At 68.7% G+C, this 12,835-nt stretch carries 13 protein-coding genes; 12 read left to right on the forward strand and 1 reads right to left on the reverse strand.

Going from position 1 to position 12,835, the window contains the following annotated elements:
• Positions 1-12: 12 nt before the first annotated feature.
• Positions 13-864 carry an STAS domain-containing protein gene (locus ACGHC0_RS12360; protein ID WP_415268347.1) on the reverse strand — a complete coding sequence of 284 codons (852 nt, stop codon included), beginning with the start codon at positions 862-864 and terminating at the stop codon, positions 13-15.
• A 396-nt stretch (positions 865-1,260) separates the two neighbouring features.
• On the opposite strand from ACGHC0_RS12360, the gene ACGHC0_RS12365 reads away from it, so the two are divergent.
• From ACGHC0_RS12365 to ACGHC0_RS12420, 12 genes are all read left to right on the forward strand, one after another.
• Positions 1,261-2,226 carry an ABC transporter substrate-binding protein gene (locus tag ACGHC0_RS12365; protein ID WP_415268348.1) on the forward strand — a complete coding sequence of 322 codons (966 nt, stop codon included), beginning with the start codon at positions 1,261-1,263 and terminating at the stop codon, positions 2,224-2,226.
• 44 nt (positions 2,227-2,270) lie between these two features.
• On the forward strand, positions 2,271-3,122 hold the full coding sequence (locus ACGHC0_RS12370; RefSeq protein ID WP_368355478.1) for an ABC transporter permease: 852 nt from the start codon (positions 2,271-2,273) through the stop codon (positions 3,120-3,122).
• Positions 3,122-3,901, forward strand: coding sequence for an ABC transporter ATP-binding protein (locus ACGHC0_RS12375; RefSeq protein WP_368355479.1), 780 nt, complete (start codon positions 3,122-3,124; stop codon positions 3,899-3,901). Before ACGHC0_RS12370 ends, ACGHC0_RS12375 begins: the two co-directional genes overlap by 1 nt.
• 43 nt (positions 3,902-3,944) lie before the next feature.
• On the forward strand, positions 3,945-4,724 hold the full coding sequence (gene hutC / locus ACGHC0_RS12380; protein ID WP_415268349.1) for a histidine utilization repressor: 780 nt from the start codon (positions 3,945-3,947) through the stop codon (positions 4,722-4,724).
• 117 nt (positions 4,725-4,841) lie between these two features.
• On the forward strand, positions 4,842-6,380 hold the full coding sequence (hutH, locus tag ACGHC0_RS12385; protein WP_415268350.1) for a histidine ammonia-lyase: 1,539 nt from the start codon (positions 4,842-4,844) through the stop codon (positions 6,378-6,380).
• A 37-nt stretch (positions 6,381-6,417) separates the two neighbouring features.
• Positions 6,418-8,142, forward strand: a complete 1,725-nt coding sequence (gene hutU / locus ACGHC0_RS12390) for a urocanate hydratase (protein ID WP_415268351.1) — start codon at positions 6,418-6,420, stop codon at positions 8,140-8,142.
• A gap of 125 nt (positions 8,143-8,267) precedes the next feature.
• Positions 8,268-9,017, forward strand: a complete 750-nt coding sequence (locus tag ACGHC0_RS12395) for an IclR family transcriptional regulator (RefSeq protein ID WP_368355483.1) — start codon at positions 8,268-8,270, stop codon at positions 9,015-9,017.
• A 62-nt stretch (positions 9,018-9,079) separates the two neighbouring features.
• Positions 9,080-9,829, forward strand: a complete 750-nt coding sequence (locus ACGHC0_RS12400; RefSeq protein WP_415268411.1) for a transporter substrate-binding domain-containing protein — start codon at positions 9,080-9,082, stop codon at positions 9,827-9,829.
• Positions 9,830-9,855: 26 nt separating this feature from the next.
• A complete protein-coding gene (locus ACGHC0_RS12405; RefSeq protein ID WP_415268352.1) occupies positions 9,856-10,524 on the forward strand; it encodes an amino acid ABC transporter permease in 669 nt (222 codons plus the stop codon).
• The gene (locus tag ACGHC0_RS12410) at positions 10,521-11,303 is read left to right on the forward strand and encodes an amino acid ABC transporter ATP-binding protein (RefSeq protein WP_415268353.1); all 783 of its coding nucleotides are present in this window, start codon (positions 10,521-10,523) and stop codon (positions 11,301-11,303) included. The genes ACGHC0_RS12405 and ACGHC0_RS12410 overlap by 4 nt, the downstream gene beginning before the upstream one ends.
• Positions 11,304-11,328: 25 nt before the next feature.
• Entirely contained in the window at positions 11,329-12,189 is an 861-nt protein-coding gene (locus ACGHC0_RS12415) for a phytanoyl-CoA dioxygenase family protein (protein ID WP_415268354.1), read from the forward strand.
• Positions 12,190-12,193: 4 nt separating this feature from the next.
• Positions 12,194-12,802, forward strand: a complete 609-nt coding sequence (locus ACGHC0_RS12420) for a HutD family protein (protein ID WP_405045351.1) — start codon at positions 12,194-12,196, stop codon at positions 12,800-12,802.
• Positions 12,803-12,835: the final 33 nt, after the last annotated feature.

Here is a 12,835-nt window from a genome sequence, read left to right on the forward strand (position 1 = left end):
GCCGTTCCCTGGTCAGTCGCGCACGCGGTCGATGCGCCAGCCGTTCTTTTGCAGCGCGAGGGAGAGGGCGTCCGCGAGCGTGGCACGCGTGTGGATGCCCTGCAGGTCGATGCCCAGGTGCACGATGGTCTGCGCGATCTGCGGCCGGATGCCGCTCACGATGCAGTCGGCGCCCATGAGCCGGATGGCGGCCACCGTCTTGAGCAGGTGCTGGGCTACCAGCGTGTCCACGGTGGGCACGCCGGTGATGTCGATGATGGCGATGTCGGATCCGGTATCCACGATGCGCTGCAGCAGTGTTTCCATCACCACCTGGGTGCGGTTGCTGTCGAGCGTGCCGATCATCGGCACGGCGAGCACGCCGTCCCAGAGCTTGACCACCGGGGTCGAGAGTTCCAGCAGTTCTTCCTGCTGGCGGCGGATGATGTCCTCGCGCGCCTGCTGGAAGGTGTTGACCGTGTGCTGCGCCATGCGGTCCACCAGGGCGGTGGTGTTCCACAGCGCGGACTGCAGGGTGGTGGTGTCCTGCGATGTCGCCTGCAGCTGGGTGAACAGGGCCTTCTTGAGCGCCAGCACGAACAGGCTGGTGTCGCCGGCGGTCTCGCCGCGGGCGGCCCGGGAGCGCGACAGGGATTCCAGCACGCCGTCGAGCGTGTGCCATGCGCTGCCCGCCTGCGGGTGGCCGGCGGGCGGCGGCGCGCTCTGCAGCGCGGTGCGCAGCGCCTGCAGGATGTCCCGCGCATCGGAGACGGCGCCAGCGGAATGCAGGGCGTCGCCCTGGGCCGCCTCGGCCAGCCATTCCTGGAGGATGGCCTCTTCCTTGCGATCCAGGATGGCCGCGAGGGCCTCGTACTGCAGAGTCATGGCCAAGGCCGCTTTCGCTCGATGTTGTAGATGTGTCAAATTCTAAGGGCGGGGGCATGTCCGTCCGGGGGGCAAGGGCTGCTTTTACGGAACTCTCCGACACGGCCTGTCCATGCTGTCGCACGCTTGTGGTGTGCAGGGGACAGCCGGCGCACCGGTCCGGGGATTCGCGGACTGCATCCGTGCCCCGGGGACGCCGTTGCAGCCAGGGTTTCCCCGCAGGAAGCCCTGGTCTCCTTCTTGCATGGAGGGACCCTGCGGCTTGACCGCCCGGCCTTGCTGCTCGCCATGCAGCCGGATGCGTGCGAGTTAACCCTGTATAGACAGCATGAGCAGGGGGCAAGAATGGGCGGGCAGTCGATTTTCCAGGTGCATTCATTCACGAGGAGCAGGACGATGGGCAGAACGGTATGGAGTGGTGTGTCGCGGCTCGCCGCGGCGGCGGGCATGGTCGGGCTGGCGATGGCCGCCCAGGCCCAGGAGACGAAGATCGCGCTGGGCATGTCCGGCTGGACCGGTTTCGCGCCGCTGACCCTGGCCGACAAGGCCGGCATCTTCAGGAAAAACGGCCTGGATGTGGAACTGAAGATGATTCCGCAGAAGGACCGCCACCTCGCACTGGCGTCCAAGGCCATCCAGTGCGCCGCCACCACGGTGGAGACGCACGTCGCCTGGAACACCAACGGCGTGCCCATCGTGCAGATCTTCCAGATGGACAAGTCCTACGGCGCCGACGGCATCGCCGTGCGCAACGACGTGAAGGGCTTCGCCGACCTCAAGGGCAAGACGGTGGCCGTGAGCGCGCCGGGCACCGCGCCATACTTCGGCCTCGCCTGGATGCTGTCGAAGAACGGCATGACGCTCAAGGACGTGAAGACCGTGTCGCTGGAGCCGCAGCCGGCCGCGCAGGCCTTCGTCTCGGGCCAGAACGATGCCGCGATGACGTACGAGCCCTACCTGTCCACCATCCGCGCCAACCCGCAGGCGGGCAAGATCCTCGCCACGACCATCGACTACCCGATGGTGATGGACACGGTGGGCTGCGCGCCCGATTGGCTCAAGGCGAACCCGAAGGCCGCACAGGCGCTCACGCAGTCGTATTTCGATGCACTGGAGATGATCAAGGCCGACCCCGCCAAGGCCAACGAGATCATGGGCGCGGCCGTCAAGCAGACGGGCGAGGCATTCGCCAAGTCGTCGGCCTACCTGCGCTGGCAGGACAAGGCCGCCAACCAGAAGTTCTTCGCGGGCGAACTGCAGCAGTTCATGAAGGATGCCGGCGCGATCCTGCTGGAGGCGGGCGTGGTGCGCAAGCAGCCGGACAACTTCGGCGCCATGTTCGATGACAGCTTCATCAAGTGAGGTGACGCAATGGACCGCCGAGCCTTGCCGTGGGAGCCCCGCCGATGAGCCGGGTGATGGGCGCCGTGCCCGCTGACGACCAACCCGCCGCGCTGCCGGCGGCCCCGCTGCGACGCCGGACCCTGCGACCGCTGGAGCCGGTGGCCCCGCGCACGCGCTGGCTGCTGGGCGCGGCCTTCTTCGTGCTCTTCGTGGCCGCGTGGTCGGTGGCCACGCTGGGCGGCTACGTGTCGCCCACCTTCCTGGCGAGCCCGGTCACCATGGTGCAGGAGGGCTGGCTGCTGTTCACGCAGTTCAACTTCCTGCACGACATCGGCATGACGGTGTGGCGCGTGCTGGGCGGCTTCGTCCTGGCCGCGCTGGTGGCTGTGCCGCTGGGCATTGCCATGGGCGCGCACAAGGGGGTCGAGGCGTTCCTGGAGCCCTTCGTGTCCTTCTGCCGCTACCTGCCGGCATCGGCCTTCATCCCGCTGCTCATCCTCTGGGCCGGGCTGGGCGAACTGCAGAAGCTGCTGGTGATCTTCATCGGTTCCGTATTCCAGATCATCCTGATGGTGGCCGTCATCGTGGGCAACGCCCGCAAGGACCTGGTCGAGGCCGCGTACACGCTGGGCGCCACGCCCACGGGCATTGTGCGCCGCGTGCTCATTCCGGGCGCCGCGCCGGACATCGCCGAGACGCTGCGGCTGGTGCTCGGCTGGGCCTGGACGTACGTGATCGTGGCCGAGCTGATCGGCTCGTCGTCCGGCATCGGCCACATGATCACCGACAGCCAGGCGCTGCTGAACACCGGGCAGATCATCTTCGGCATCATCGTGATCGGTGTCATCGGCCTGGTGTCGGACTTTCTCTTCAAGGCGCTCAACCGCCGCCTCTTCGCCTGGAGCGCCATCTGATGAGTGAGTTGCATATCCAGGGGGTGTCGCGCACCTTCACCTCGGCCAAGGGCCCGGCCACGCAGGCCCTGATGCCGGTCGATTTCCACGTGGCAGACAACGATTTCGTCACCATCCTGGGCCCTTCGGGCTGCGGCAAATCGACCATGCTGCGCATCGTGGCGGGGCTGGACCAGCCCACCGGCGGCCGGGTGCTGCTGGACGGCCGGCCGGTCGAGGGCCCGGGCGCCGACCGGGGCATGGTGTTCCAGAGCTATACGCTGTTTCCCTGGCTCACCATCGAGCAGAACATCCGTTTCGGCCTGCGCGAGCGCGGCATGCCCGAGTCGCAGCAGAAGGAGCGCGCGGCCTATTTCATCGCCAAGGTGGGGCTGCGCGGCTTCGAGCAGCACTATCCCAAGCAGCTCTCGGGCGGCATGCAGCAGCGCACGGCCATTGCCCGCGCGCTGGCCAACGACCCGAAGATCCTGCTCATGGACGAGCCCTTCGGCGCGCTCGACAACCAGACCCGCGTGCTGATGCAGGAGTTGCTGCTGGGCATCTGGGAAGCCGAGCGCAAGACCGTGATGTTCGTCACCCACGACATCGACGAGGCCATCTTCATGGCGAGCCGCGTGGCCGTGTTCAGCGCGCGGCCGGGGCGCATCAAGACGGAGATCGCGGTCGACCTGCCGCACCCGCGGCACTATCGCGTCAAGACCTCGCCGGAGTTCATGGAACTCAAGGCACGGCTGACCGAGGAAATCCGGGCCGAGTCCATGGCCGCCGAGGCGCATTGATGCGGGGCCGGCCACAGCACAGTGCGCTGATAGAGTCCCGCGCATGACGACGACCGCCCGCAAGGGCCCCCGAACCGCCCGCCTGCCGGCCGCCGCCGAACCGGCGCTCGCCCTCTACCAGCAGATCAAGGACCACATCGTGCGCAGGATCCAGGACGGATCGTGGCGCGCGGGGGGCCGGTTGCCGTCGGAGAGCGAACTGGTACAGCAGTTCGGCATGTCGCGCATGACCGTGAACCGCGCGCTGCGCGAACTGGCGGAGCAGGGCCGCATCGTGCGCGTGGCCGGCGTGGGCAGCTTCGTGGCGGAGGACAAGCCGCAGTCCACGCTGCTGCAGATCGCCAACCTCGCGAGCGAGATCCGGCAGCGCGGCCACGACTACCGCTGCGACGTACTCGCGGTGGAGCGTGTTTCCGCGCCGCTGGACATCGCGGCCGCCCTGGATTTGCGCACGGGCGAGTCGGTCTTCCATGCGGTCTGCGTGCACCGCGAGGACGGCGTGCCGGTGCAACTGGAAGACCGCTACGTGAACCCGCGCGCGGTGCCGCAGTTCGGCGCGCAGGACTTCACGCGGATGCAGCCGTCCGAGTACCTGGTACGCAATGTGCCGTTCGACCAGATGGAGCACGTGGTGGACGCCGTGCTGCCCACGCCCGAGCAGGCGCGCCTGCTGGAAATGGCCGGAGGCGACCCCTGCCTGCTGCTCACGCGCCGGACCTGGACGCGGGGCATGCCGGTCACGCTGGTGCGCTGCCTGCACCCGGGTTCGCGCTACCGGCTCGGCAGCCGCATACGGGCCGACGGCCATCCGCTCGTCGGGTGAATGCATGGAGGTCAACCTGTATATACAAGTTGACGGTTCCGTGGTTCAATGCGCCCGCCGCCGGGGAAAAAATCGCCGGAACATTTTGCAGATTGACTTGTATATACAGGAAGAGCCATGAGCGCCATGCCCCCCCTCGTACTGCACCCCGGCCGGGTCACCCTGGCCGAACTGCGCGCCATCGCCGCTGGCGGCCGGCGGCTGGCACTGGATGCCTCCGCCCTGGCCGGCATGCAGGCCGCCCAGGCGACGGTGGACCGCATCGTCGAGGAAGACCAAGTGGTCTATGGCATCAACACCGGCTTCGGCAAGCTCGCCAGCACCAAGATCGCGCACGACCGGCTGGCCGAGCTGCAGCGCAACCTGGTGCTGTCGCACAGCGTGGGCACGGGCGAGCCGCTGCCCGACGACGTGGTGCGCATGGTGCTGGCCACCAAGGCCGTGAGCCTGGCGCGCGGCCATTCGGGCGTGCGCCCGGCGCTGGTCGATGCGCTGCTCGCCCTGGCCAATGCCGACGTGCTGCCGGTCATTCCCGCCAAGGGATCGGTGGGCGCCTCGGGCGACCTGGCGCCGCTGGCGCACCTGGCCTGCGTGCTGATCGGGGAGGGCGCTGCCAAGGTGGGCGGCCGGGTCGTCCCGGGCCGCGAGGCCATGGCCGCCATCGGGCTGGAGCCCTTCGTGCTCGGCCCCAAGGAGGGGCTGGCGCTGCTCAACGGCACGCAGGTCTCCACTGCGCTGGCGCTGGCGGGCCTGTTCGCGGCCGAAAGCGTGTTCGCCGCCGGCCTGGTGTCGGGCTGCCTCACGCTCGAAGCCATCAAGGGATCGGTCAAGCCCTTCGACGCGCGCATCCACGAAGCGCGCGGGCAGGCCGGCCAGATCGCCGTCGCCGCTGCCGTGCGCGCGCTGCTGGAGGGCAGCGCCATCGACCCGTCCCATCCCAACTGTGGCCGCGTGCAGGACCCGTATTCCATCCGCTGCGTGCCCCAGGTCATGGGCGCCTGCCTGGACAACCTCTCGCATGCCGCCCGGGTGCTGCGGATCGAGGCCAATGCCGCGTCGGACAACCCGCTGGTGTTCACGGACACGGGGGAAGTGATTTCCGGCGGCAACTTCCATGCCGAACCGGTCGCCTTCGCGGCGGACATCATCGCCCTGGCGCTGTCGGAGATCGGTGCCATCTCGGAGCGCCGCCTCGCGCTGCTGCTGGACACGGGCCTGTCGGGCCTGCCGGCCTTCCTCATCCGGGACAGCGGCGTCAACTCCGGCTTCATGATCGCCCAGGTCACGGCCGCGGCCCTGGCCGCCGAGAACCAGTGCCTGGCACACCCCAGCAGCGTGACCAGCCTGCCCACCTCGGCCAACCAGGAGGACCACGTCTCCATGGCCACCTACGCCGCGCGGCGCCTGCTGGACATGGCACGCAACACGGCGGTGATCGTGGGCATCGAGGCCATGGCCGCCGCGCAGGGCATGGAGTTCGACCGCAGCCTCCAGTCCTCGCCGCTGATCGAAGGCCAGTTCACCGCCATCCGCGAGCGCGTGGCCTTCCTGGAGCAGGACCGCTACCTCGCACCCGACATCGAGGCCATGCGCCTGTGGGCCAGCACCTCGGCGTGGCCCGCGCCGCTCGCGGCCATCCTGCCCAGCTTCCAGTAATTCCCGCCCGTACCCGAACGCCCCAAGGAGCGATGCCATGAACGCCAACGACGCCATCCTGTCCGCTGCCGCCAACGCAGACCCGCGCCACGATCCCACGCGCGTCATCCGCGCGCCGCGCGGCAGCCAGCTCACCTGCAAGAACTGGCTGGCCGAAGCCGCTTACCGCATGCTGCAGAACAACCTGGACCCGGACGTGGCCGAGAACCCGCAATCGCTGGTGGTCTATGGCGGCATCGGCCGCGCGGCGCGCAACTGGGAATGCTTCGACCAGATCCTGGCATCGCTGAAGGACCTGGAAGCGGACGAGTCCCTGCTGATCCAGTCCGGCAAGCCCGTGGGTGTGTTCAAGACGCACGAGAACGCGCCCCGCGTGCTGCTGGCCAATTCCAACCTCGTGCCGAAGTGGGGCACCTGGGAGCACTTCAACGAGCTGGACCGCAAGGGCCTCTTCATGTACGGCCAGATGACGGCCGGCAGCTGGATCTACATCGGTGCCCAGGGCATCGTGCAGGGCACGTTCGAGACCTTCGTCGAGGCCGGCCGCCAGCATTACGGCAACGACCTGTCGGGCCGGTGGATCCTGACGGCGGGACTGGGCGGCATGGGCGGAGCGCAGCCGCTGGCGGGCGTATTGGCGGGGGCCTGCGTGCTGGCCGTCGAATGCAAGCAGTCCAGCATCGACTTCCGCCTGCGCACGCGCTACGTGGACAAGCAGGCAAAGGACATCGACGATGCGCTGGCGCTCATCGCGCACCACACGGCCCGGGGCGAGGCGGTGTCGATCGCGCTGCTGGGCAACGCCGCCGAGGTGCTGCCCGAACTGGCCAGACGCGCGAAGGCGGGCGGCCCGCGGCCCGACATCGTGACCGACCAGACCTCGGCCCACGACCTCATCAACGGCTACCTGCCCGCGGGCTGGAGCGTGGAGCAATGGCAGGCCGCCGCCGCCGACCCGGCGCAGCATGCCCGCCTGAAGCAGGCCGCCGCGCAGGGCTGCGCCGTCCACGTCCAGGCCATGCTCGACTTCCAGGCCATGAGCATCCCCACGGTGGACTACGGCAACAACATCCGCCAGGTGGCTTTCGACCAGGGCGTGAAGAATGCCTTCGATTTCCCCGGCTTCGTGCCCGCGTACATCCGGCCGTTGTTCTGCGAAGGCAAGGGCCCGTTCCGCTGGGTGGCGCTCTCCGGCGACCCGGAAGACATCTACAGGACCGACGCCAGGATCAAGGAGCTGTTCCCCGAGAACAAGCACACCCACCGCTGGCTGGACATGGCCCGCGAGCGCATCGCCTTCCAGGGCCTGCCCGCGCGCATCTGCTGGCTGGGCCTGGGCGAGCGCCACAAGGCGGCGCTGGCCTTCAACGAGATGGTGAAGAACGGCGAACTCAAGGCGCCCATCGTGATCGGCCGGGACCACCTGGACACGGGTTCCGTCGCCAGCCCGAACCGCGAGACCGAGGCCATGAAGGACGGCACCGACGCGGTGAGCGACTGGCCGCTGCTGAACGCGCTGCTCAATACCGCCGGCGGGGCCACGTGGGTGAGCCTGCACCATGGTGGCGGCGTGGGCATGGGCTATTCGCAGCATGCCGGCGTGGTGATCGTGGCCGACGGCACCGACGAGGCCGCTGCGCGCCTGGGCCGCGTGCTGTGGAACGATCCGGCCAGCGGCGTGATGCGCCATGCCGATGCGGGCTACGACATCGCCATTGCCACGGCGAAGAAGCACCGCCTCCACCTGCCGATGGTGCGCTGAGAGGGGCCGCGGAAAAAATGGAATGTGGACGCAAAGCCCGCGAAAGCGCAAAAAAGGGACGTCCATTCCCATTTTCCGGGAATGAAAGGCTGTGACGTACGCCGGCTTCCTTTGATACTGCCGGCATGCCCAAGAGCGCCTTGCCCGCCGCCGTACCCACCGCAGACCGTGTGCTGCAGGTGCTGGCGGTGCTGGCCCAGCAGGGCAAGGCTTCGTCGGCGCCGGAGCTCATGGAACTCACCGGCCTCGCGCGCAGCACGCTGTACCGGCAGCTCGCGCGGCTCAAGCGCTGGGGCTTCGTGCTCGAGAGCGATGGCTTCTACGCACCCGGCCCGCTGAGCCTGCAGCTCGCTCTCGGGTTCGACCTGGCTTCGCACCTCGTGCGGCAGGCGCGGCCCGGCATGGTGGAGCTCTCGCAGCAATCGCACGAAAGCGTGGGCCTGATCGTGGCCGTGAACGACCAGGCGATCTGCCTCGACATGGTGGAGAGCCACCATTCGCTGCGCTGCTCGTTCGAGAAGGGGCGCAGCGTGCCGCTGCGCGCAGGCGCCTCGGCCAAATGCGTGCTGGCCCACCTGCCCGAAGCCGCACGCGACGCCGTGCTCGACGCCCAGTGGGGCCCGGGCACGCCGGGCCGCCGGGCCGCGCGCGACGAACTCGACGCCATCCGCACGGCAGGCTTCGCCGTGAGCGAAGGCGAGGTGGACCCGGGCGTGTGGGGCTGCAGCGTGCCGCTCTTCGGCGCTTCGCGCCAGGCCGCCGGCGCCATCACGCTCATGGCGCCGATCCTGCGGGCGCAGGGCCAGGAGCAGACGCTGATCCGCATGGCGGTCGTCGCCGCCGCGCGCATCTCCCGAGAACTGCTGCTGCACTGATTGCTTTCCTGGTTTCCTTCCGTTTTCCCGTTTCCCAGACCCTTGAACCGAGACCTGCCATGATGACCTTCCGCCGCCGCCTCCTTCTCTCCAGCATGGCCGCCCTGGCCCTGGGACATGCCAGCGTGCATGCCCAGGACAACGTGCTGCGCGTGGGCACCGACGCCACTTTCCCGCCCATGGAATTCGTCGAGAACGGCAAGCGCACGGGCTTCGACGTCGAACTCGTCGAGGCCGTCGGCAAGGCCCTGGGCAAGCGTGTCGAGTGGGTGGACATCGACTTCAAGGGCCTGATCCCGGGCCTGATCTCCAGGCGCTTCGACATGGCCGTGTCGGCCATCTACATCACCGACGAGCGCAAGAAGGTGGTGGACTTTACCGAGCCCTACTACGCGGGCGGCCTCGTCGCCATGGTGAAGGACGGCAACACGTCGATCCAGAAGATCGCCGACCTGGACGGCAAGAAGGTCACCGTGCAGGTGGGCACCAAGTCGGTGGGCTTCCTCACGCAGAACCATCCCAAGGTGCAGCGCGTCGAGGTGGAGAAGAACCAGGAGATGTTCAACCTCGTGGACATCGGCCGCGCCGACGCCGCCGTCACCGGCAAGCCCGCCGCCTACCAGTACATCCGGACGCGGCCCGGCCTGCGCGTGCTCCAGGAACAGCTCACCACCGAGGAATACGGCATGGCCCTGCGCAAGGACACGCCCGAGCTGACCCGCGCCGTGAACGGCGCCATCGCCAAGCTCAAGGCCGATGGAACGTATGCCGCCATCGAGAAGAAGTGGTTCAGCGCCCCGGCGGCCAAGTGAACACGGCCTGCTGACGACCTGAAGCGATGGAACTCGATTTCTCCCCCGTATGGGCCGGCTTGCCCCAACTGCTGCAGGGCGCGGCGGTGACCGTGGAGATCACGGCCGCCTCGCTGCTGCTCGGATGCGTCATGGGCCTGCTGGTGGGCATCGGCCGCCTCAATCCCCGCAATCGCATCGTGTACGGCCTGTGCACGGCCTACGTGGCCGTCATCCGCGGCACGCCGCTGCTGGTGCAGCTCTTCATCCTGTTCTTCGGCCTGCCGCAGTTCGGCATCCTGCTGCCGGCTTTCGTGTGCGGCGTGATCGGGCTGGGCATTTACTCGGGCGCCTATGTGTCCGAGATCGTGCGCGGCGCGATCCAGTCGATCGACAAGGGGCAGATGGAAGCAGCGCGCTCCATCGGCATGTCCTCAGGCCAGGCCATGCGCAGCGTGGTGCTGCCCCAGGCCGTGGTGCGCATGATTCCGCCGCTGGGCAACGAGTTCATCGCGCTCATCAAGAATTCGGCCCTGGTGTCGCTGCTCACCATCCACGATCTCATGCACGAGGGGCAGAAGATCATCAGCGTGTCGTACCGCTCGCTGGAGGTGTACCTGGCCATCGCGGTCGTGTACTTCGTGCTCACGGGGGCCACCACGCTGGTGCTGCGCCACATCGAACTGCGCCTGCGCGCCGGAGGGATGGTGCAATGACGATGCAAAACGGTTCCCCGAATGCCGGGCCCATGGTGCGCATCCGCGGCCTGCGCAAGGCCTATGGCGACCACGTCGTGCTCGATGGCATCGATTTCGACGTCCAGCCCTCGCAGGTGGTGGTGGTGATCGGCCCCAGCGGCTCGGGCAAGAGCACCTTCCTGCGCTGCTGCAACGGACTGGAACAGCCCCAGGGCGGACGCATCGACATCTGCGGGCGCACGCTGGTGGACGAGGGCCGGATGCTGCCGGACCGTGACCTCAACGCACTGCGCGAGGAGGTGGGCATGGTGTTCCAGTCATTCAACCTGTTTCCCCACCTGTCGGTGATCGACAACGTGACGCTGGGCCCGCGCAAGCTGCACGGAGTGCCGCGTGCCGAGGCCGAAACGCAGGCGCGGGTGCTGCTCGAGAAGGTGGGCCTGGCCCACAAGGCCGAGGCCATGCCCGCCAGCCTCTCGGGCGGCCAGAAGCAGCGCGTGGCCATCGCCCGGGCACTGGCCATGAAGCCGCGCGTGATGCTGTTCGACGAGCCCACCTCGGCCCTCGATCCCGAATTGGTGGGCGAGGTGCTGCAGGTCATGAAAGTGCTGGCGCGCGAGGGCATGACCATGATGGTCGTGACCCACGAGATGGATTTCGCGCGGGAGGTCGGGGATGTCGTCGTCGTCATGGACGGCGGCGGCATCATCGAATCGGGCGCGCCCGCCACCATCTTCACCAACCCGCGCCAGGAACGCACGCGCTCGTTCCTGCAGGCCGTGCTCACGCGCGCCTGACCGAGTTCCCGAGGAGACCCCCGCCATGGCATCCGCATCCCATGCCCTTCGCGACGACCTGCGCCAGCGTGTGCAGGAACGCGTCACGCCCGACCTGGTGGCCGATTTCGCGCGCGACGGAGCCGTGTGCATCCGCCAGTTGCTCACGCCGGGCGAGGTGGCGCTGCTGCGCGAAGGCATCGACGCCAACCTGGCCACGCCCAGCCAGCGCGCCAAGGTCGCCAGCCGGCCGGACGACCCGGGCCGGTTCTTCGAGGACTTCTGCAACTGGCAGGACATCCCCGCGTTCGGCCGCTTCATCGGCGAGACGCCCGTGGCCCTGGCGGCGCAGCGGCTCATGCAGTCGCGCGGGGTACGCCTCTACCATGACCACGTGCTGGTCAAGGAGCCCGGCACGCGCCAGCGCACCCCCTGGCACCAGGACCAGCCCTACTACAACATCGACGGCGCGCAGAACATCAGCTGCTGGATCCCGGTGGACCCGGTGCCGCGCGCCGGCACGCTGGAATTCGTGGCCGGCTCGCACCGGGGCCCCTGGCTCATGCCGCGCAGCTTCATGGACCACCAGGCGAAGTGGTTCCCCGAAGGCAGCCTGCAGGACCTGCCGGACGTGGAGGCCGATCGCAGCGCCTTCGACATCCTGGGCTGGGACATCGAGCCCGGCGACGTGGTGTGCTTTCACATGCTCACACTGCATGCGGCCGGCGGCTTCGAGGGGCCGGGGCGGCGGCGGGTGTTCTCCGTGCGCTTCCTAGGCGACGACGTGCGGCATGCGCCGCGCGCCTGGAGAACCTCGCCGGAGTTCCCCGGCCTGGCCGACGAACTGCCTGCCGGCGCGCCCATGGTGCATCCGCTCTTCCCGCTGCTGGCGGGCGAGGGCGCCTGACACCATGGCGATGCAGCGTTTCGACCTGGGCTCGATCGAGCCCACCCCCTGGAAGAACGGCGGCGGCGCCACGCGCGAGATCGCCTGCTGGCCGCCCGGCGCCGGCATGGACGGCTTCGGCTGGCGCGTGAGCGCGGCCACCATCGACCGGGCCGGGCCGTTCTCCGCCTTTCCGGGCATCGAGCGGCAGATCATGCTGCTCGACGGCGACGGGGTGCACCTGCGCGCGCAGGGCATCGACCACCGGCTCGACGAACCCTGGCGCCCCTGGGCCTTCGACGGTGCGGCTGCACTCGACTGCACCCCCCTTGGCGGCACCTCCACCGATTTCAATCTCATGCTGCGCCGCGGTGCGTGGCAGGGCACCATAGAAGTGGTGTCGGGGAGCGTGCAGCCGGGCTCCACGCCGGCCGGTGTCTGCCTGGTGCTCGCCGGCACATGGCGCGATGGCGCGGGCGAGGGCTATCGGCCCGGCCATGGCCTGTGGTGGGGTGAGCGCGCGCAAGCGCCCCTGCCGCTCGCTCCCGAAGATGCCCACGGTGCCGTGCTGGCCTGGATCGGCCTGGCGCCGGACGCCGGCCGGACCGGTGTTCCGGCCCTGCAGGACACTTGATGGAACAGGGGCGCTGCGCGCTCCAGAGGGAAT

The organism is Acidovorax sacchari (genome assembly GCF_042847045.1).
Lineage (GTDB): Bacteria > Pseudomonadota > Gammaproteobacteria > Burkholderiales > Burkholderiaceae_C > Paracidovorax > Paracidovorax sacchari.

Bases quoted from the DNA above. Each gene is read 5' to 3' on its own strand.
- ACGHC0_RS12360 (WP_415268347.1), bottom strand. From the start codon at position 864: ATGACTCTGCAGTACGAGGCCCTCGCGGCCATCCTGGATCGCAAGGAA.
- ACGHC0_RS12365 (WP_415268348.1), top strand. From the start codon at position 1,261: ATGGGCAGAACGGTATGGAGTGGTGTGTCGCGGCTCGCCGCGGCGGCG.
- ACGHC0_RS12370 (WP_368355478.1), top strand. From the start codon at position 2,271: ATGAGCCGGGTGATGGGCGCCGTGCCCGCTGACGACCAACCCGCCGCG.
- ACGHC0_RS12375 (WP_368355479.1), top strand. From the start codon at position 3,122: ATGAGTGAGTTGCATATCCAGGGGGTGTCGCGCACCTTCACCTCGGCC.
- hutC (WP_415268349.1), top strand. From the start codon at position 3,945: ATGACGACGACCGCCCGCAAGGGCCCCCGAACCGCCCGCCTGCCGGCC.
- hutH (WP_415268350.1), top strand. From the start codon at position 4,842: ATGAGCGCCATGCCCCCCCTCGTACTGCACCCCGGCCGGGTCACCCTG.
- hutU (WP_415268351.1), top strand. From the start codon at position 6,418: ATGAACGCCAACGACGCCATCCTGTCCGCTGCCGCCAACGCAGACCCG.
- ACGHC0_RS12395 (WP_368355483.1), top strand. From the start codon at position 8,268: ATGCCCAAGAGCGCCTTGCCCGCCGCCGTACCCACCGCAGACCGTGTG.
- ACGHC0_RS12400 (WP_415268411.1), top strand. From the start codon at position 9,080: ATGACCTTCCGCCGCCGCCTCCTTCTCTCCAGCATGGCCGCCCTGGCC.
- ACGHC0_RS12405 (WP_415268352.1), top strand. From the start codon at position 9,856: ATGGAACTCGATTTCTCCCCCGTATGGGCCGGCTTGCCCCAACTGCTG.
- ACGHC0_RS12410 (WP_415268353.1), top strand. From the start codon at position 10,521: ATGACGATGCAAAACGGTTCCCCGAATGCCGGGCCCATGGTGCGCATC.
- ACGHC0_RS12415 (WP_415268354.1), top strand. From the start codon at position 11,329: ATGGCATCCGCATCCCATGCCCTTCGCGACGACCTGCGCCAGCGTGTG.
- ACGHC0_RS12420 (WP_405045351.1), top strand. From the start codon at position 12,194: ATGGCGATGCAGCGTTTCGACCTGGGCTCGATCGAGCCCACCCCCTGG.